The sequence below is a fragment of the Bacillus sp. FSL K6-2841 genome (assembly GCF_037976435.1).
Lineage (GTDB): Bacteria > Bacillota > Bacilli > Bacillales > Bacillaceae > Bacillus > Bacillus pumilus.
Window position 1 is genome coordinate 3318696 of record NZ_CP150266.1, and the last position, 20082, is coordinate 3338777.

Here is a 20082-nt window from a genome sequence, read left to right on the forward strand (position 1 = left end):
AACGGTTTTCTTTGTTCCATACTGATAAAAAACCGTCAAAATGGGGGCTTTGCATGGACACAATCATGAGTAATAAAAAAATCCGCATGACCGTGAAAACGATTCGAGCCTGTTTTTTTATTGGCTTGTTCGCTTTTCTATTTGCAGGCACTGTCTTTTTGACGATTCTTTTAATAGCCAAATGGCAAGGTGCCCCCTCTGTTCAAGTTCCCCAATCTACGACGATTTATGCAGCCGATGGTTCAAAGCTTGGAGAATCCAGCTTTGGAGAAAAGAGATATTGGGTGCCCTTAAAGGACATGTCCCCTCATATCAGACAGGCAGCTGTAGCTGTTGAGGATAAAACCTTTTATGAGCATCATGGCTTTGATGTGAAACGGATGGCGGGTGCTGCAGTGGCGGATATTCGTGCTATGGCTAAGGTACAAGGCGCCAGCACGATCACCCAGCAATATGCACGAAATCTGTATTTAGATCATGATAAAACGTGGAAGCGGAAGTGGAATGAAGCCTTTTACACGATCCGCTTAGAGCAAAACTATACAAAAGATGAGATTTTAGAAGGATACTTGAACACCATTTATTATGGTCACGGAGCTTACGGCGTGGAAGCGGCGTCCCGTCTGTATTTCGGGAAAAAAGCGAAGAATTTGACCCTCGCTGAATCTGCCTTACTTGCCGGTATCCCAAAGGGCCCTTCTCTCTACTCCCCTTATGTGAATGAAGAGAAAGCCGGCGCAAGAAAGAATATGATTTTGAGACACATGCAAGAGGACGGCATGATTACGAAAAAGGCAGCCGCTGAAGCCGCGAAAGGAAAACTGTCCTATCGCCCTTTGCAGAAGAAGCAGCTGCAAGCAAAGCAAGCCCCGTATTTTTATGATGATGTGATTCGTGAGTTGAAACAAAGCTTGGGGTTAACTGAGGAACAGATCGAAACTTATGGCCTTCATATCCAAACGACTTTAAATCCAGAGTTACAGAAAATGGCTGAGAAGATGTTACAAAACACAATCTATTCGAAATCAGACATCCAAATCGGCTTTACTGCTATCCATCCCCAAACAGGTCATGTACTCGCCCTCATCGGAGGAAGAGATTATGAGAAAAGTCCATTCAACCGGGTCACACAAGCGAAAAGACAGCCCGGTTCAACAATGAAGCCTCTTCTCTATTACATTGCCTTGCAAAATGGGTTTACACCAGCAACCGTCATGCGCAGTGAAGAAACGGTTTTTGAGCTCGATGATCAAGGAAGCGGTGCTGCTTATTCACCAAGCAATTATCATGGCTATTACGCCAATGACGGCATTACCATGCTTCAAGCCTTGGCGCTGTCTGATAATATTTATGCTGTGAAAACCCATCTTTTTTTAGGAATGGAGCAGCTCGTACGTGCCGGCAAAACATTTGGCATCAACGAAAAACTAGATCAAGTGCCGTCACTTGCTCTAGGCACGTCCCCTGTCAAACCAATTGAAATGACCAATGCTTACGCAATGCTTGTCAATGGCGGAAAACGAGTCAAACCCACCTTTATTACAAAAGTAACGGATGCAAAAGGTAACGTGCTTTTTGAAGAAAAACAAAAACGAGAGCAAGTCTTAGATGAAAAGGCAGCCTTTGTCACCACCGACATGATGTCAGGAATGTTCAATGATCAGTTAAACGGCTATACGAGTGTCACTGGCCGCACCATTATGAAGGATCTCACACGAACATACGGAGGGAAATCGGGAACGACAGGAGCCGACAGCTGGATGATCGGCTTCTCTCCCCAGCTCGTCACAGGTGTGTGGACTGGCTATGATAAAGGGCGTACCATTGACTCGGTCGAAGAAACAGCCTATGCAAAAAAGATATGGGCATCCTTTATGGAATCAGCCCTCTCCAAACAGCCAGCGTCCTCCTTCATGCCGCCAGACGGTGTAAAAGGTGTGTATATCAATCCAAAAACCGGCGATCTCGCGGGTCCAGGATGTGAATCAAAGGTATTCACCTATTTTATAGAAGGAACGGAGCCGACAGGTGTGTGCTACGGTGCTGAGGATAAATCTTCTGAGGAAGATCCGGTTCAAGATCAAAGGCCAAAGAAATGGTGGGAAAAGTGGCTGAAACGTTAAAAAAAGACATGAAAAACCCCGAGATTTGCATCTCGGGATTCTCCATGTCCTAGCTTTAACACCAGTTTACTCAAAAATCAGCTGGAATTGGTAGCAATTCGCCATTCTTCACAAAAATTTCACAATTATTCAGGGACAGACAATCCTTCTTTTAATTCTTCTGTAGATGCTTCCCATAGTGCTTCATTATGACTCTTCAAGAAATCAGCCAGTACCTTTTTCGATACATCATCCATATGACTGACGACGATTTTTCGCTTCATTGATTTATCCATTAAATTCACATGCTCTGGAAGCGACTTATACCCGCGGCGGATTGAACGGTCGACGGTCATTTCGCAAGCCGTCACACCCGCATAATAAGGACCTACTTCTCTGCGGTCAATGGTTACCCATACGAGCCAATACGGCTTTCCGTTCGGTACCTCTTCTTTGCTTTTCAAGAATTTAATCCCTTTTTCCACGGCACTTCTTGCATGCATTGCACCAATATCAATGACAGCTTCCTTTTCCTCTACATCAATGATCACTGGCGAAATGTTATCTAGGCTGAGTGCACCCGCACCAAAGCCTCCGTGTCCGTCAGTTGCGTCTGTTTTTTTAATGATATTAAAACCAATTGGTTTCTTCTTTTTACCTTCCATTCATTAAACCTCCTAAAGCAGCGGCTTCATAATAAGTTCAAACCATTGAATGATTTGATCCCGCATTCCGATCAATGGACCAAAAATAAATTGTCCAAGCGGAGTGATCACAAATATCAGAAAAATGATAATCCCATATTGTTCAAATTGCGTCATTTTCGCCCGGATACGGGGGCTGACGACGTCCTCAATAATACGATACCCATCCAGCGGCGGAATTGGCAATAGGTTAAATAGGAACAAAATGACGTTCAAGTTTATAAAGATTCGGAAGAAATAATCCACTCCAGGCTCAAAGCGCATGAGCGACTCCCCGCCAAATTTCTGAAGAAGCACGTACACGAAAAAGCCTAGAAACGCCAACACCAAGTTACTTAAAGGACCAGCAATCGAGACGCAGATTCCTGCTAAGCGCGGGTTTTTAAAATGGTATCGATTCACCGGCACAGGCCTCGCCCAGCCAAAACCAGCGACAAAGATCAAAATCGTCCCAAATACATCAAGATGCTTCAGTGGATTTAATGTGAGTCTCCCTTGGTTCTTAGCTGTCGGGTCTCCGAAACGATACGCAACATATGCATGCGCCAGCTCGTGCATCGTAAATGCAACAACAAGCGTAATGGCGACATATGGAATCAGTTCTAATGGATACACAAGAAATTGGTTCAAAGGCATGAATCCCTCTTTCTTTCTATACAATGATTTACTTCATTCAGTATACTATAAGAAGTCCCTTAAACTAAAGGGAAGCGTAGCATTAAAGGAAAAAGGAGGTTTTTGCATTGCCGATTGTTACCGTACAAATGCTTGAAGGAAGAACAGACGAGCAGAAACGAGCTCTTGTGGAGAAAGTCACTGATGCTGTTGTTGAAACAACAGGCGCAGGTGCAGAAAAAGTCTCTGTCATTATTGAAGAAATGAAAAAAGAACACTATGCCGTAGCAGGAAAACGCATGAGCGACCTGTAAGCATAAAAAAAGGACAAGCACATAGGTGTTTGTCCTTTTGTCTCTTATTTTATCTGTACCACGCTTTGTTACGGTTCACTTGATTTTTATGAGCCGCATCAAAGAAATCGACTGTGTAGGAATAATCATAGTTCATTAGGCAGACAATGCCGCTGCCTTGAGGGTCATGCGGTAAGCCAAAGTTATGACCATATTCATGCGTAGCCGCTTTTGCGGTGTTCGCTGTTCCTTGATCAAGGTTAACGGCGAATGCACTTCCGCTCGGTGCACTATTGTATACATAAGCGATTCCGCCTGCATCAAAGTTTGGATTTGCTGTAAATCCAGTGACAAAATCGTATCCTCTGCCATCAAAGCTGCGCTGAAGGTTGGACAGAATTTGCGATGAATTTGATCCAGAAGACGTCCAAGATCCTACTGCTTGTACGACAAAGTCCACATCATGATCACGGTTAAAGGTCACGTCCGCTTGCTCGATGATGCTGACAATTCGCGACTGCCAGTCACTATATTTCGCACGATACTGTGCATCTGCTACAGCATAGACCGTTACTTTTTGACTGCCTGTACTTGCCTTTGTTGAAATAGAATCTCCTGTATTCGCCTTAAAGGTTCTAGAGCCCACCTGCTTACCAGACTCATCTAATACCTTTGTTGTCACATCTCGTTCAATTGGAGGTGCTTTCGTCAAATCTTTAAAATCGTTTGCCTTTGGCAACCCCTCACTAATATGTGTTTCGAATGGCGCATGACCATGATCATGCCCATGACCAGCACTCGCGACTGGTGCTGAAGCTGAACTTACTCCCGGTAACAAACTACCTACCAATAAAAATGACAAAAAGACTGAACGCTTTTTCATTCCTATCCCTCCTTTGATTTTCACAAAGTTATATATTCACTGAAAATTCACCATTTTCCTTCTATTCAGTCAAAAACAGGAAATTAGATGCACGAGAAGAAAGTCGGAATATGTCATTTTCACTAATTTTCTGAATCGTTCAGTACACATTTCATTGAAAATTAGCGCTTTTGTTCCAGGTCTTACAAAATAAAAAAAGCCCTGAATACTGGGCTTTTGTGAAACTAGTTCAATTTCTTCAATTGATCAATATAAGCAAGAGCATCCTCAAATTCTTCGTCCGTATAGCGCTGCTTGCTTTTAATGGTGAAGACCTTTTCCTTTACCTCATCTTCTGGCAGATCATCAAAGTATAAAATCGTAGAGACGAGCTCTAGAAAACGTGACGACTGCTCGTTCATCTGCTGCGTCAGCACTTTGAGGTCAGGCATGTCCACTTCACACTGATCGAGAAACTCTTTCCCATTGTCCGTCAGCGAATAGCGATATTGATAGTATCCGCCTTTTTTTTCCTTCATTTCGTCCAAGAATCCAAGGTTGCACAGCTCTTCAATTCTGAGCGTCAACTCCTCTGAATAGGGGCCATAAAAGTGAAAATCGTATTTCTCGTAAAAAGGCAAATCTAGCTTTTTTGCTATGTAAATCATCTTTTGCAGCTTCTTCCGTCCAACGATTTCCCCAGATTCAGAGAATACCTTCATCAACTTTGCATGCTCTTTCAACAAATTCCCGACATCTCCTTTTTCAGTACTTCCTTATCCCAATCCAAGCAGCTTCATGATCGCCTTCTTTTCTTCAGCTTTTTCCGACATATCTACAATTAAGTCCATCGGGAAATAAAGTTTATGATCGGTTCTTCGTTTACCGGAAATGGCATCAACAATATCTGACTGTCTCGACAGCTCTTTAATATGACCACTTTGCGTCAAAAGATGGATCGGCAGTCTCTCTTCTTCCTCCCCTGGTCTGTAGAAGTCGTAGGGCAAGTCAGAAGAAGAGTCGACGACTAAATAATAGTCAGGATCAATGCCTGCCTCCTTGAACAAGGCGGTCAGCTTGAAATATTTCGTCATTTCTTCATTCGGATTAAACTCTGTATATTGGAACAATCGGCGGTTCATAAAACGGCGGCACAAATCAGCCAGCACGTGATCTTCTTCATCTTCCCACGCCTGAAAATAAAATAAGACAATGGATTCATCCAGTTTAATATAGTCCTCTGTGGTGACATTCCCCTCAAAAATCGAATAAAAATGAACAGGGGCATGTGTGAAAATATAGCCCGTTTCATGCAGCTCTTTTGCACGATGGAGAATTTTCGTTAAAATGACTTCCGCACTGCGTGTCACTGGGTGGAAATAGACTTGCCAGTACATTTGATAGCGGCTCATAATATAATCCTCGACCGCATGCATCCCGCTCTGCTTCATCACAATCTGATCTTCTCTAGGACGCATTACGCGCAAAATACGCTCCATATCAAAATGGCCATAGCTGACGCCTGTATAGTAGGCATCACGCTGCAAATAGTCCATACGGTCGGCATCAATTTGACTTGAGATCAAACTGACCACCTGTTTGTTTTGATACGTTTTGGCAATAACTTCTGCCACATGCTTCGGGAAATCATCACTCACCCGGCGAAGCACTTCATTGACTTCGGTTTGCCCTAAAATAATATCTCTTGTAAACGATTCATGATCTAAGTGGAAGACCTTTTCAAAGGAATGAGAAAATGGTCCATGTCCGAGGTCATGAAGCAAGGCCGCACTCAGGACAAGCTCGCGTTCTCCCTCATCCCATTCCGGCCGTCCTTTGAAAACATCATCTACAATCCGTCTCACAATCTCGTATACACCGAGTGAATGATTGAAACGGCTGTGTTCTGCACCATGAAACGTTAAGTAAGTGGTTCCTAGCTGTTTAATTCGGCGCAGGCGCTGAAATTCTCTTGTTCCTATTAAATCCCATATTAATGCGTCCCGTACGTGAACATAACGGTGCACAGGATCTTTAAATACCTTTTCCTCAGATAATTTCCCTTTTGGATACGCCATCGTTTCGTCCCTCTTTTTTTAAGACGTGTTTCTATTATATCGGGTAACTTTTCCCGAAAACATCCTTGAATTTGCTCGTGAATGTGTTCTCAAAGATTGCACGGACGTAAAAAGCCCGACCTGACAGGGACGGACCTCTTTTTAGGTCGACTGAACACATTCAGTGACATTTATTTGACTTTTTTTTGAACCTTTTCGAGTAACTCATCTTCTGTTGGTGCGGATAATGGGCGATTGTTCACAAACGCAAAAGCCTTTTTTCGTCCTGGACCACAATAGGATTGACAGCCGATTTCAATTTTTGCATCAGGGTCAACCGATTTGAGTCGAGGCAACAACGTCTTTAGGTTCGTCGCATCGCAATCGTCACATACGCGAAACTCATTAGCCATGGTCTTACGCTTCCTTTCAATGATGAACTTCATTTTATATAAAACAGTTGGACAACCAAGAGTCATAATATACCACCCAACATTGTACATCGAAGCGGCTGGACTTGCAAGACGCACGATAATCGCTGAGACGCGCTCATATAAAAGCTAGTATTTTCCACTATCCTTTTAGCAAACTTGTATAAACCTTCTTGAATTTGGCTAATCTAATACCATCAAATCATATGGGGGTTTAAACATGTCAAAACAAAGACAAGATGCTTGGTCAGAGGAAGATGATCTTCTTTTGGCAGAAACCGTCTTACGTCACGTGAGAGAGGGCAGCACACAGCTAAATGCGTTTGAAGAAGTAGGAGACAAGCTAAATCGCACCTCAGCGGCATGCGGTTTTAGATGGAATGCTGTTGTAAGGCATCAATATGAAAAAGCGCTAGCCCTTGCCAAAAAACAAAGAAAACAACGGATGCGTGCTCTTGGCAATGGCCAGCCTGCAAAGAAACGATTACTCTATCAGCCGCAAGTAGAAGAAACAGTCACGCAAGAGGAATTCTCACAGGAGCTGGAATCAGCGCAGGAAGAAACGTTTGCACCAGCATCTGAAACAGCCGAGCAGCTCCAGTTTGTAGACCAAAGCTACAATGAAGAGTTAGCTAGTTTATCACATTTATTGTCACAGGCTTCACATGTCGTAGAGAAAAAGCCAGAAGCCAATCCTTTTAGGCAGCAACAGGAGTTAACCATTGAAGATGTCATTCATTTCTTGCGCCGCTATGAAGGCGATGGACAGCAATCCTCTGCATTACGCATGGAAAACAGCCGGTTAAAACAAGAAAATAACGAACTTTCACATAAAGTCACGCAGCTAGAAGCAGAAGTGAAAAAGCTTGAGAAGGATCAGCTCACGATTCAAGAAGATTATGAAACACTCGTCAAAATCATGAACCGTGCAAGAAAACTAGTTTTGTTTGAAGAGGATGACACTGCCGCTCCAACCTTTAAAATGGACCGAAACGGCAACCTCGAAAAAATGGCAGAATAACAAAAAGTGCTCCCCATCTGCGGGAAGCACTTTTTTAAATGCCTAAAAATAGCATCACACTAAAAAGGACATTCATCAAAAAGACAAACATAAAAATATACCTGACTTGTCTCACCTGAAAATCACCAAATATAAAAATATAAAGACCTGCGATGCCAAGTGTCAGGACAGGCTGAAGAAACGGCACCAAAAGCGAAATGCCGTAGCCGGCTCCTATGATGACAGGAAGCCATAGTAAATAGAGGTAACTGCCGTTTTTTGATTTCAAGAAACCACTCCCTCTCTTTCTTCTATCTGCTTGATTTCAGGTTGAACAAATTTGAGTCCGACCATTGTACGTCCGCGTCTTTTTGAAGTCCAAACGGCAATCGCCGGCTGATCTGTCAGAGATTCTGCGTCAATGGTGATCCGCACTTTCTCATGTAATTCAATACCAGCTTCAGACTCGATTTTACACCCAGATACACTAATATCATGTATGACTAACGGCACCTTCTCTTCTAATCTGCCCTCATATGACAACGTGCCTGTCACACCTTTTAAAGGTTTTCTCATCCATTTGCGCCGTATAGCCTTTGGCACTTTCTCTGTCTCTCTTACAAAGCGGAGAAACGTCCGAACAGCATAGGATTTTTTCTCATAATCCGTAATGGCTACATGCTCTCGAGTGAATAGGAAGCGGATTAGTGATAGATACTCTGATTTTTGTGTGTCAGTAAAAGCAACACCCACCATCAGCTTGTCTTCCTCCGGATAGCTCCAGACCACGTTACACGCCACACGTTCATCCTCTGTAAAGAATAATTGCGTTTGTCCTTGATAAAGAGAAGATGCTTGATCCAATGGAATGGAGAGACGCGCACCTGAATCACTCATATCTAGCAGGAAACAAGCAATCGACTGATCTTGATGATCAGAACGAAGATGCCCCTCTTTTTCAATGATAAATCGCTCTGATTTCCGATAACGCGGACGGTCAAACGCCACAAGTAGTGCCATGAATAGGCCTGCACCGTTATACATCACCCAAAATATATTAATCAACGTGAGATCAGCATTCATCGTCCCATTTACCTTCACATCGTATCCTATTTTCACTAGGACAAGCAATGAGAGCAGCAAAAAGATCAAATGGGGAATCATCGTTTTCAAATGAAAATGTCTTTTGTCCGTTTGAATGCCCTTTGGTGTGACAAGAAATTCAACTCTCTTTTTGAAAAACAGCTCACTTAAAGCCACACCAGCTAGGTGGAACGCCATAGAGCTTTCATAAATATGACTCCAGAACATGCTTCTCTTTTGATTCGACACAAGTTTAAATGCTAAATAGGAACTAAAGAACGCCGGCAGCCAGAACATGAAAATGGACTGGAAATCTGCCCAGAAACTTTGAATACCAAACAATAAAAACAAAATCGGTGTGAGAATGTAAATCATTTTAAACAAACCGTTAAACCAATACACAATACCATCTAAATAAAGAACTCGCTGCATCAGCGTTAAGCCGCGAACCTTCAAAGGATTAAACTTACGGGCACACTGAATGTTCCCTCTCGACCACCGATCTCTCTGCTTTAATAGATCAAGCCAGCTTTCAGGTGCCAGCCCGACGGCTAATACTTCTCCGACAGACACAGATTTGAACTTTCCTTGGAGAAGCATGCCTGTCGCCATGTCTTCTGTAATCACCCCAGTAGCAAATCCTCCAATTTCATCTAAAGCTATTCTTCTAAAGACAGTATTACTACCGACATACATCACAGCATTAAACCGATCCTTCCCAGCTTGGAGGGTTTGCATGAAGAAGTCCTGCTCATTTGGAATTCGATCCTTCGAGAACATATTATATTGGAAAGGATCCTCGTTATAAAACGCCTGTGGAACTTGAACAAACGCCGTCGCTCCATCATGAAAGTAAGGCACTGTTTTTTCTAAAAATAAAGGAAGGGGGACCATATCCGCATCAAGTGTGAGAATCAGCTCCCCACATGTTTGAGACATCGCATGATTTAAGTTACCCGCCTTCGCAAACTTGTTATCTGTTCTTGTCAGATAATGAACACCAAACTCAGAAGCAAGCTGCTCTACAGATTCCCGCTTGCCATCATCACATAAATAGATGTGGACTTTGTCCTTTGGATAAGAGAGATTCACACAACCTGCAACAGTGCGTTTCAGCACTTCAATTGGTTCATTATATGTAGCTATGAAAATATCAACTGTTGGCAGCCTGTCAAGATCACTGATCGTGACTTGCTTCCGATTGGAAGGCTTCCAAACAAGTGTATAAAACACAAGCAGCTGTAAAAATCCAATGCATTCACAAGCAACAAGCAAAATACCCATCACAATATTAAAAGTACCTTCATGAGGCAGTGTAAAGAAAAGACGCCAGCAAATATAGGCGGCATTTGTTAACACACAGAGCACAATGATGATTTTTTTAACAGTAGAGGCCACCGGTTGAATACGATACATCACATACAACACAGACAAAACGCAAAGCATAAACAGCGGGTAATACGTGGTGAATAATGACAACAAATTTACCTTCTTTCTTATGCCACAAATGACTATTACATATAAAATTTCATAACAAAGGAGGGGATTTTTTTCATAACATTGCCCCTCCAATTCTATTCAAGTAGCCAAATCAACTATTATTTCCATAACCTATCTAACTGATTTGAATAAAAAACAATCGCTTTTCGATAACTCAAAATAGTAGGATCTGTTGTCGTTTCAGTTAAACAGTTCAGTAATATTTCCATTGCTTTGCTATGTTCTTTCAAATTATACAAAGTCATGGCATAGAACGTTTGAATGGCTTTGTTATCTGGATAAGTTTCTATCCCTCGTAGAAATATGTGCTTGGACTTTTCATATTCTCCTAAGGTTCTGTATGTACTTCCTAACCATGTACTTCCTAACCCTAGTAAAGCGTCTTCTAGTTCTTCCCCTAGCTGTTTAATTGATCAAAGGAGCTAAAATTCTATTAAATCCAATATTATATATGTCTCGCATAAACATAACGGCGTACTGGATCTTTAAATACTTTTTCCTTAATTTATTTCAAATTTTACGATTATCCATCGTTTCTTCTCTCTTTTTTAAGACTTGTTTTCTATTATATCGGATAATTTATTTGAAAACAGCTTTAAATTTGTAGATGAATGTCTCCATAAATAGCATCATACTTTAACCAAAATTACGAACATAAAAATATAAAGACCGACATTGGCCTAGCCCGCTCCCATAATGACAGGAAGTAATAGTAAATAAAGGTAACTGCTTTTTTGGGATTTCATCACAACTTCTCCATTTTAATTAGCTGCAACTAATAAACTAAAAATGAATTTATTTGAAATAATGTTAATTTCTAATGAGAAATTCCGATATACATATTAATACTTAAAAGGGAGTTGTTAAATATTGAGGAAAATACTATTTGGGTTAGTGATCATTATTTTATTAAGCACTATCCCCTTTAACGCACAAGCAGCAGATGAGCCAAGTAATTCAATTGAATTAAAAAGAAATAATAATTTTATAAAGCCAGAGGAAACTGAGACAACTATTACACATGCAGAGGATCGACGACTGTATAAAGTTTCCCTTGGCATGAATAAGACAGAAAAACTAACCCTTCGCTCTTCTAAAACATTTGATGTCATAATTACTAATCCTAATAGTGAAATCATTTCACAAAGTAGAGGAATAGGAAGAAGCACGATTAATGAAGAAGGTACAGCTCAAATTGAATTCCCTACGGATTTGGAAGGAGATTATTTAATTTACATTGAACCTTCTGATGATAAAAAAAATCAATTTCCCTATGAATTAAATGTTGCTGTAGGTGTGCCTGTTTTGTACCCTATTCCGACCTCCTCGGTTATGGAAAAAAGGATTACGCTTAACCAAGCTTCGATTACGTCATTTAATAAAACTAGCTCGCTACAATATTTCGACCTATCAAATGACAGTTCAATTCCAGATAATAGTTACTTAACAGAAGTTAGAACTGATGGTCCTGACAGCGGTCGAAATTCACTAAGTCTTTATACATTGAAACGAAGTATACGTCCAAATTCTAGTATGACCTGGATTGACACAAAATACCCTAATTTCAAAACATACCCATCATATTACCCTAATGGAACATGGAATCCGGTTAAACAAAAGTATGCCTTCAAAATAAATGCATTAACATTTAACCAGCCTGGAACATACACTTTTTATCCTAACATTTATATTGGCTATAAAGTTGAATTAAAATAATAGAGATAGATCGACAAAATGCCTTGATGGTTTTGTCGATCTAAAATATATTTTTAAAAAATTTACTTCCCCTTCACGAAAACACCTTTTCATTCCGCTCAATCATCCGCGTCATGTTTTTCTCAAAATCTAGCTGTTCCTCGGTGGTCAGTCCTGAAGCTGTCAGTTGTTCGCTCAGCTTTTGGAGTTCTTCTAGTAAAAGACGCATGAGAAGCGCACAGTCAATTGGTTCTCCAGTTAATTCTGATAGGGACGCCATCGTATCAGGCTGTATATCAGGGAATACCGCTTTCACCTCATGTCGTTTATCCTTTAAGGCCGCCTCATAAAAACGGCGAATCAAATCAGCTCGTTCCCGCCCGCTTCCATCTGCACACAAATAAATTTGCACAGCGACTCCACCGCGTAATCTACGCTGAGAAATGCCTGCAAATTTCTTTCCATTGATGCTGAGATCATAACTGCCCGGACAATAAGAGCCGACAATCTCATAAGCTTCAATGTCCACCTCATACTTAGACAGCATCCGGCGGACCAATTCCACCATCGCATCATACCCGCGATCAATATCAATGCCCTTCTTTTGTTCCGCAAAGATTAAAGACACATTCAGTACGCCTTCATCCAGCACAACAGCAAGACCGCCTGAATTGCGTACAATGACGCGATAGCCCTCTTCTTCGAGGAGCTTTACACCATCTTGGAGAAATGGAAGTCTTGTATCCTGAATCCCAAGCACAATTGTATTGTGATGCACCCAAGAACGCGCTGTCGCTGGTGAGAGTCCCTTCCCGACCGACGCACAAAGCGTATCATCCATCGCAAAGGATTGCTTTGGGTCCACATAAGGGCCGAGGCTCGATTGATCTATGATTCGCCATTTCGGCTGTGTCAGTAACTCAATAGGTTCATTTTTCATGTCCTGCATATCCTCTCGTTCATAAACTGTGTTTATTATAACATGGGATGAATGGAGGGAGAATCGGAGAGAGCATCAAAAAAGCTCCATGACATTTAACGTCACAGAGCGTTCAGTTGGATGATTCAGTTTTGCTTTTCAATGATTCATGCATTTCAATGCTGTGATCATTCAATGATACATCCCCCACTCACCCACTCCAGCAAGTCTTCAGTGACCAACTCCGCATGCTGAGGGTCCATTACACCAGCATCTACAACCCACACACGTTTCTCTTCTTTGGTCTGACGCATGAGAAATACTTGCCCTCCACCATCGTCGCCAATCGCTACATAGCCTCCTGCATACCGTTGAACCTCCCACGTTGCATTGCGTTCCGTAATGTCCTCAGTGCCGTATAGTAGAACATCGCCACCAATGGAACATCCATTTGTCTGTTTCAGCAAGTTTTTATAAGCATCGGGTATCACCATGTTTAATTGCATTTCTACCTCTTTGATCTTTAAATCCGTTTCTGGTTTGTTGATGATTAAACCTGGAATTTGGGGTACGTCGACCATGTGAATCCTCCTCGATGAGTGCTATGTTTATAAATTTGATTTATCTTTAAATTTTACTTAACAGGTCACTCAACCCACACTTATATTCCAAATTATGAATTTCCCCTTTTGCAATTCTCATATATTAGTTGATCAATGCAAGGTAACTTTTGAAAGGCTTTTAATAGTCTGCTAGTAAATCTAGATAATATTTATCATCCTCTTGTATTTTGGTTAAAAATTCTTCCAAAGAATTAGCGATTTGTATATCATAATAATATATTGCGCTTCTATCCTTTTCATTCAATTCAATTGACATTAAAGCTGTCTCATTTGCTTCAAAAAAGATTAATTTGTTATTCTCAAATTCATCATAGATTTCAATGTCAGGATAGAATTCAAAATCATTAGCCCTTAATCGAAAGTCTCTTACAGAATAAGGGTCCATAATGCGATTAATGTTAAACTCAGACCCATTAATAAAACCGTAACCTACCTCTATATAAAAACTAATTAACTCCTTAGGAAACTTTAAATCAAGTTCCTTTTCAACATCTAAAATTTCTTTTTCAGTTACTAAAAAAAAACTATTTTCTTTGTTTTTCTTAATAATTTCATATCCCATTATTTTTTAACTCCTTTAAATAATGTATTTGCTGGTGAACCTGCTCCATGTATACCTGCTTGATGCTCATTTGGAAATTTTGCAGGATGCATATTCCACCACTCATGCTCCCCTCCAAAAGTATTTTCAATTATATGGTGAGCATCATACTTATCTCCTTTTTTCCTAATTACTTTACCGGTTTTCCCTGAGATGATTGGTTATACGCAGTATTGGATAGCAAAAATATTTAAAAACCCTCAAAGAGAATCAAATTAATTCTTTTTGAGGGTTCATCAATGCTATTTTAATCCTACTTTTATTTCACCATCATGAAAAATTTCAATAACATATCCAGAAGATGGAGAAAAAATCCACGTATCAAAACTGACAGCTGTAACATCATCTATAGCTTCAAATACTTTATCTAAAGCAGATTGGATAATTGGCAATGTCCCTTCATCCCAAATTACATAAACAATATCACTGTAGTCATTCAGTTTTTGATTTAAAAAGGATCGTATTTCATCGAATGTATTCACTTGCTCATAAGAAGATATTTTCTTCCATTCAATTTGCCCCCAATCAGCAAATGGAAAGGAATTTTCAAAATCATTTAATATTTGCTCTCTATTACCTTTATATAAAATATGTACATCCTCACCTAGTGCCTCAATACACTCATCTAATAAACTCATCTAAAATCTCCTTATCTATTCAAATGTTTTAATAAAGATTTAAAAGTGTTTTCATTACCCTCAAATGGAATAGCAATCTTTCGGGCATTCGCCCCTTTACCATTACGAAAATCTTCAATATTTATATGTGGTCCCTTTTTAGGGTCATAATCTAATCTCCATCTTACTTTTCCGTCAGCGGACTGTCTACCAACAACTTTATCATATCCAGCACTCGACTTAAGCGTACCTGTATATGGTTGTGAATTGGGTCCTAGGTCTCCAACTATGTCCACTGTTTTATTTCTAGCTTGTTCATATGTTTTAACTTTATCTAATAATTGTTCTCCTTTTCCAATACCCTTTGCTGTCTTCTCAACCCTCTTAGCTACTTTCTCCCCTTTAATAATCTTAAAAACATATTTTCCCACTTTAACAATGTTGGTGCTTGGAACCATGTACACTCCTGATACCAAACGATCCATATCCGCGACTTTATCACCTGTTATCGGATCTCTTCCTGTAATAACCCGAATTGCGTCGTTTATTCCTGTAAATTCAACCGCTGTATTTAAGATATTTTGGGGTTGATCGCCTGTTTTTACATCAGAAATCGGTTTAACGCTCTCAATCGTTACTTTGTTTTTTTCTGATATTCGTAACCGATACAGCATTCCGTCTCGCATGACCTCAACCGTTTTGGCATTTTCGAAGTTGATCTTTTTGTACTCATTGATATCATATACTTCTCCATTTAAGGTCACGGTTGTTTGATTGATTTTACTAGACGGCGTTTCCCGAACAACCGTCTCCACATTCGCCTGTTCTTTCTCTTTCAGTTTCTTCATCATGATTATCATTGGATTGTCTTTTGGGTTGTCTATTTTATCCTTCAATCCACTGATGGTGCTGCTTATTTTTTCTACTTTTCCATTTTTAAAAATAGATCCTTTTTGATAGGTGGTGATGTCGATTTTTGGGCCGGTGAACATGGTACTTAAGGTATGTATGCATTGCTTCATTGTTTGAAGAGAGCTTGTGGTTTCATGTAAAGCGCTTGTCTGCTCCCGGTCAAATGCATGAAGCAGACCAATGGTTCTTGATGTCTCGAGCCATGCCTTTTGATAATTCTGCTGAAACGCTGATTCGTCTACATTTGGCAAATGAACAATATGACCAACTCTGCCGATGGCGTGGTTTACATCCGTTACAATCTCGGATATCGTTCGTTCAGCTTTTTTTAAGCCTTGATCAAGTTCGTGTTCAATAAATGCTTGTGATATAAAGCCATGCCCGTTTGATTCTAGTGCATGAAGCGCCTGCTTTGTGTTTTTCAATGCAGTGCTGTATTCCTCAATGACGAGCTGAAAGAATTGCAGGAAGGGAATATGACATTCTGTATAAAAGGAGCGAATGGCTTGTCCCGCCTCTCCCTTTAGTGCGCCATCAAGTGAGATGATGTGATGAATTTGTTTTTCTATGGAGCTGATTTGTTGTGATTGCTGCTTTAATGTATTCAGCGTTTGGTCAATTCCGTTTATTAGCGCAAAGGCGTCAAGGGTTTTCATTGCGTTCTCCTTTATTTTCTTTTACTGCTGGAGGCAAGCGCCTTGTCCGTTTCGATCATGGTGTTCACCGCTTGTTCTGTTTGTACAAGCTGTTTCTGAAGAATGCCTATGTAGGATGTACTTAATTCGTTCAATTGTTGATTGATTTTTTCTAATGTGTCTGCTGCTAGGAGCTGGTTTCTCCCTTTGATGGATGTTGGAAGTTTTGCATTCATTTGAGCGCCTGATTGTTTAGTATGTTGTAACACTTGTTTGATTTCACTGGCATCTATTTTGATTTCTCTACTCATGTGACTTCCCTCTTTTTTCTTCCAGTTGTTTCTGCTTTTCTTTCTCTATTTTTCTTTCAACAGAATGGATTTCATGTTCTAACGAATGAATTTCTGATTTTAAGTCACTGATTTTCTCATCAATTCGATTCACTAGATTGGTCAGCTGTACACCTTTAATCTCTTGACTGGCGGATGCCATCTCGTCTCGAATGTCATCAAACGTATCTGCAAGATGGCCAAACCATGTATGTGATGTCAGATCTGGATAAGTCATTTTCTTGTTAGCATCTGCCAGAGCCGATTTTGCTTCTTTTATTTCTTTTCGACACATCTTGAGTTCTATGATTTGTTCTTTTTTTATGGATATGTCTGCCTTTAACGAGTACAAGGCTGTTGTATAACCGATGATAGCTCCAGACATCGTCAAACACCTCTATTCCTCAAATAGTCCTCCGTTATGTTACCATTTCCTAGCACAAGAGGCATATGATTGAAAACAAATTCACCGAAAAATGAATCGTAGGTATTGGGTTTTTATACCTATTTCACATGCACAAAAAAAGCTGAATTCACCAACTGAATCCAGCTTTTGACGCTTATTTGACCGAATCACCAGCTGATGCTGATGGTTGATCGCTAAATGACGTGTCTTTCTTGTCAGGAATATAATGAAGAGAGAAACCGATAAGACTAAAAAAAGCGCTTAACACAAGTGTGGGATTTTTGAATAGGTTCGTACTTGCTATGATCAAATCTCCATTTTGCAAGAGAATCCCTAGAATTTGACCGAATACCAGCATGGTACCTGACGTTAAGAACAGGACAAGCAGCACTTTAAATAAAAATTCCATCAATGCTCTCATGTGTTTCTCCTTTCTATACTGGAAGTATGCCCATTCCAATGAGCCACCCAATTCCTACAATCGGCAGCATATAGTAAAGAATGAGCGGTATAAATGTTTTCTCCGGCCGGGCTCCTGCAAGACCAGAAGCGATGAAAATTGACCCTGATGCAGGCGGGGAAGCGCCTTCTGTTGATGAAAAGGCAAGAATGGCGACAACAGCGGCAACTGGATCTACTCCGACTGAGATTAAAGCTGAAAATGAGACAAGCCCAACAGCTGTTAATGTAGCAGTTGAAGATAATGGTCCAGCCACCAGCGTGACAAGAACACCAACAATGAGCACCATGAGCCACTTCGGAATGGCAAGTACTGATGTGATGTGTGTCAAATCTTCTGCGAGTCCTAATTCAGCAAGCACCTGACTAGCAGCAACAGCAAACAGCATCAAGGCACCGATCGTTGTAAACTTAGGAATGGCCGACTTGAAAAACTGAGACCAATCTAAAGCAGACGCCTTTTTTCTTCCAATTGTTAAGCTAATCAGCATCATGAGAATCGGAATCCACGTAATTAAAGAAATTTGATCCATTGCCTCTGGTCCAATGTTTGGATTACTTTTTAAGTAGTTTGCCAGCGGACCAATTGTGATCATGATAGGGATCAAGGCACCGAAAAAAATAAAAATCGATTTCCACCCTTGTTTCACAGCTTCTCTAAAGGGGACAATATCATCTGGCGGCATCGCTTGAATTTTATTTTTTCTCACCAGAATATACACAAGAATAAATCGGTATACGACTTGATACAGTCCACCTATTAAAAGAGCAATATATAAATCACCTTCAGAGACAAGGGCTGCAACTGGTGCAAAGCCGAGCATGATAAACATGGAAGAGTTCGGAGGTAGCGCGGCTCCAAGTCCGCCATTCCCGGCTAGAATCGTGGCCGTATGGGTTCGGCTCCATCCTGATTTAATCATCCAAGAAGCCGTAATAGAGCCAGTGGCAGCTGTGTTTGCAGAATTCGAACCTGATAGAGCGCCTAGGACTGCTGAACCTAACGTACTCATATAAGCCGCTCCCCCAGGAAGCTTGCCGACAACCGAATTCAAGATGCGCAGGAGTGCGTGAATTAATTCCAGCTTCTCGATTAAATAAGCCATGAATACAAACGCAACGGCTGCATAAAGCACCTCATATGTGGATGCAAATATTAAACCATCCCAGAACAGTCTAAGCGCATCCATTCCGCCAAACAAAGTGGTTGCAATAAAGCCTAACAGCATGGCTTCTCCCATATTTCGTTTCACGATGACATTCCATATAATGATGACGGCTATGAATACAATCAATGCAATAAAACCCATGTCGTTTCTTCGCCTCCCTTTCAATTAATAAAGCGTTTACAAAAATCGCCCTTGCTGCATCACATCAATGACTTCTTCCCAGCTGGCTGGTTTTTCCCCATTAAACCGTTCAACGAATTGAAAATCTGCTAATCTCTCTAGCTTCTGTTGTGCTGCCCGGGACATGCTCGCATCAATATGAGCTGAATCCAGCATTTCAATAGAGCCAAGTAGTTCGACCGCTCGTCTTTTTGCATGTAATGCACTTCCTGTCACAAGACGATTCATTGTCTCTACAAAACTTTTGCTATCCATCGTTTCGCTTAGTGAAGAAATCACTTGATCTTCTACATTATATTTTTTGGAAATTTCCAAAAATTCAATAAGTAAACCGACGATTCCTTTCATATAAATGCTTCTTATTAGCTTTAAGGCTGAAGCATCTCCTGGCTGATCACTGATTTTTGTAATATTCATACCGTATTCTTTCGTTAATTCAATGAATCGATCTGTTCCACTTCCGCTTGCCGTGATTGGAACCTTATGTTTGTTAACTGGGAGAGATCCTAGCATGGCGGCATCTACAAATAGAGCTTCTTGCTTTTTAATTTCGTCTGCCACTTGTTTTTTGATGTCTGGAGTTGATGCCGACACATCCACATATACTTGATTTTTTTTCAAACTTCCTAATACAGATTGAGCCACTTCTAAGGTTTTATTCGCTGGCACAGCCGCAATGACAATGTCAGATTTCTCAATGACCTCACTCACATTACTTATTAATTCGACGCCTGTACGAGCTGCTTTTTCTTTCATTGTTCCAGCCAGTTTCTCATTTTGTAATAGTACATCATACGCATAAAAATGATCTAATCCTTCTGTTTTCAACCCCGTTGACAGCTCATATGCCGCTTCTCCATAACCGATAAAGCCTATCTTCATCACAGATT

Annotated in this window: 22 protein-coding genes and 2 pseudogenes; 4 read left to right on the top strand and 20 right to left on the bottom strand. The window is 40.7% G+C overall.

The window, feature by feature from the left end:
• Positions 1–53: 53 nt before the first annotated feature.
• Positions 54–2123 carry a transglycosylase domain-containing protein gene (locus MHH68_RS17000; RefSeq protein WP_339164291.1) on the top strand — a complete coding sequence of 690 codons (2070 nt, stop codon included), beginning with the start codon at positions 54–56 and terminating at the stop codon, positions 2121–2123.
• Between the two features lie 125 nt (positions 2124–2248).
• On the opposite strand, the gene MHH68_RS17005 is transcribed toward MHH68_RS17000, so the two are convergent.
• Complete coding sequence (locus MHH68_RS17005) at positions 2249–2767, bottom strand: YwhD family protein (protein ID WP_339164294.1); 519 nt, start codon at positions 2765–2767, stop codon at positions 2249–2251.
• A 12-nt stretch (positions 2768–2779) separates the two neighbouring features.
• Positions 2780–3442 carry a site-2 protease family protein gene (locus tag MHH68_RS17010; RefSeq protein ID WP_058013441.1) on the bottom strand — a complete coding sequence of 221 codons (663 nt, stop codon included), beginning with the start codon at positions 3440–3442 and terminating at the stop codon, positions 2780–2782.
• 107 nt (positions 3443–3549) lie between these two features.
• Between MHH68_RS17010 and MHH68_RS17015 the strand changes: the two genes are divergently transcribed.
• Positions 3550–3735, top strand: coding sequence for a 2-hydroxymuconate tautomerase (locus MHH68_RS17015; RefSeq protein ID WP_003214939.1), 186 nt, complete (start codon positions 3550–3552; stop codon positions 3733–3735).
• 49 nt (positions 3736–3784) lie between these two features.
• Here the strand turns inward: MHH68_RS17015 and MHH68_RS17020 are convergent, their stop codons facing one another.
• The 4 genes from MHH68_RS17020 to MHH68_RS17035 form a co-directional block, all read right to left on the bottom strand.
• Entirely contained in the window at positions 3785–4597 is an 813-nt protein-coding gene (locus MHH68_RS17020) for a zinc-dependent metalloprotease (RefSeq protein ID WP_339164298.1), read from the bottom strand.
• Between the two features lie 224 nt (positions 4598–4821).
• Positions 4822–5322, bottom strand: coding sequence for a YwgA family protein (locus MHH68_RS17025; RefSeq protein WP_058013439.1), 501 nt, complete (start codon positions 5320–5322; stop codon positions 4822–4824).
• A gap of 30 nt (positions 5323–5352) precedes the next feature.
• The gene (locus MHH68_RS17030; RefSeq protein ID WP_007497716.1) at positions 5353–6654 is read right to left on the bottom strand and encodes an HD domain-containing protein; all 1302 of its coding nucleotides are present in this window, start codon (positions 6652–6654) and stop codon (positions 5353–5355) included.
• A gap of 170 nt (positions 6655–6824) precedes the next feature.
• Positions 6825–7046 (bottom strand): DUF1450 domain-containing protein, encoded by a 222-nt coding sequence (locus MHH68_RS17035; protein WP_003215259.1) that lies wholly within the window; start codon positions 7044–7046, stop codon positions 6825–6827.
• 238 nt (positions 7047–7284) lie between these two features.
• Between MHH68_RS17035 and MHH68_RS17040 the strand changes: the two genes are divergently transcribed.
• Positions 7285–8085, top strand: a complete 801-nt coding sequence (locus MHH68_RS17040; protein ID WP_339164300.1) for an RsfA family transcriptional regulator — start codon at positions 7285–7287, stop codon at positions 8083–8085.
• Positions 8086–8119: 34 nt separating this feature from the next.
• On the opposite strand, the gene MHH68_RS17045 is transcribed toward MHH68_RS17040, so the two are convergent.
• From MHH68_RS17045 to MHH68_RS17055, 3 genes and pseudogenes are all read right to left on the bottom strand, one after another.
• Positions 8120–8353, bottom strand: a complete 234-nt coding sequence (locus tag MHH68_RS17045) for a DUF5970 family protein (protein WP_058013437.1) — start codon at positions 8351–8353, stop codon at positions 8120–8122.
• Entirely contained in the window at positions 8350–10626 is a 2277-nt protein-coding gene (locus tag MHH68_RS17050) for a glycosyltransferase (RefSeq protein ID WP_339164303.1), read from the bottom strand. The genes MHH68_RS17045 and MHH68_RS17050 overlap by 4 nt, the downstream gene beginning before the upstream one ends.
• 119 nt (positions 10627–10745) lie before the next feature.
• Positions 10746–11042 (bottom strand): annotated as a pseudogene (locus tag MHH68_RS17055) (hypothetical protein); the annotation flags it as partial.
• Between the two features lie 475 nt (positions 11043–11517).
• Between MHH68_RS17055 and MHH68_RS17060 the strand changes: the two are divergent.
• Complete coding sequence (locus MHH68_RS17060) at positions 11518–12363, top strand: hypothetical protein (protein WP_339164306.1); 846 nt, start codon at positions 11518–11520, stop codon at positions 12361–12363.
• A 73-nt stretch (positions 12364–12436) separates the two neighbouring features.
• On the opposite strand, the gene MHH68_RS17065 is transcribed toward MHH68_RS17060, so the two are convergent.
• The 11 genes and pseudogenes from MHH68_RS17065 to MHH68_RS17115 form a co-directional block, all read right to left on the bottom strand.
• Complete coding sequence (locus MHH68_RS17065; protein ID WP_339164308.1) at positions 12437–13282, bottom strand: lipoate--protein ligase family protein; 846 nt, start codon at positions 13280–13282, stop codon at positions 12437–12439.
• Positions 13283–13449: 167 nt separating this feature from the next.
• On the bottom strand, positions 13450–13842 hold the full coding sequence (locus tag MHH68_RS17070; RefSeq protein WP_339164311.1) for an SMI1/KNR4 family protein: 393 nt from the start codon (positions 13840–13842) through the stop codon (positions 13450–13452).
• Positions 13843–14002: 160 nt separating this feature from the next.
• Positions 14003–14446, bottom strand: coding sequence for an SMI1/KNR4 family protein (locus MHH68_RS17075; RefSeq protein ID WP_339164315.1), 444 nt, complete (start codon positions 14444–14446; stop codon positions 14003–14005).
• Positions 14446–14643: pseudogene (locus tag MHH68_RS17080) on the bottom strand (transposase); the annotation flags it as partial. The gene MHH68_RS17075 and the pseudogene MHH68_RS17080, both read right to left, overlap by 1 nt.
• A gap of 84 nt (positions 14644–14727) precedes the next feature.
• Positions 14728–15123 carry a hypothetical protein gene (locus tag MHH68_RS17085; RefSeq protein ID WP_339164318.1) on the bottom strand — a complete coding sequence of 132 codons (396 nt, stop codon included), beginning with the start codon at positions 15121–15123 and terminating at the stop codon, positions 14728–14730.
• An 11-nt stretch (positions 15124–15134) separates the two neighbouring features.
• Positions 15135–16670, bottom strand: a complete 1536-nt coding sequence (locus MHH68_RS17090) for a T7SS effector LXG polymorphic toxin (protein ID WP_339164321.1) — start codon at positions 16668–16670, stop codon at positions 15135–15137.
• An 11-nt stretch (positions 16671–16681) separates the two neighbouring features.
• Positions 16682–16960, bottom strand: a complete 279-nt coding sequence (locus tag MHH68_RS17095) for a YwqI/YxiC family protein (RefSeq protein WP_061409906.1) — start codon at positions 16958–16960, stop codon at positions 16682–16684.
• A complete protein-coding gene (locus MHH68_RS17100; RefSeq protein WP_058013432.1) occupies positions 16953–17363 on the bottom strand; it encodes a DUF5082 family protein in 411 nt (136 codons plus the stop codon). The genes MHH68_RS17095 and MHH68_RS17100 overlap by 8 nt, the downstream gene beginning before the upstream one ends.
• A gap of 175 nt (positions 17364–17538) precedes the next feature.
• Entirely contained in the window at positions 17539–17805 is a 267-nt protein-coding gene (locus tag MHH68_RS17105; RefSeq protein WP_058013431.1) for a hypothetical protein, read from the bottom strand.
• Between the two features lie 13 nt (positions 17806–17818).
• The gene (locus tag MHH68_RS17110) at positions 17819–19153 is read right to left on the bottom strand and encodes a TRAP transporter large permease subunit (protein WP_339164325.1); all 1335 of its coding nucleotides are present in this window, start codon (positions 19151–19153) and stop codon (positions 17819–17821) included.
• Between the two features lie 36 nt (positions 19154–19189).
• Positions 19190–20074, bottom strand: coding sequence for a prephenate dehydrogenase/arogenate dehydrogenase family protein (locus MHH68_RS17115; RefSeq protein WP_339164328.1), 885 nt, complete (start codon positions 20072–20074; stop codon positions 19190–19192).
• Positions 20075–20082: the final 8 nt, after the last annotated feature.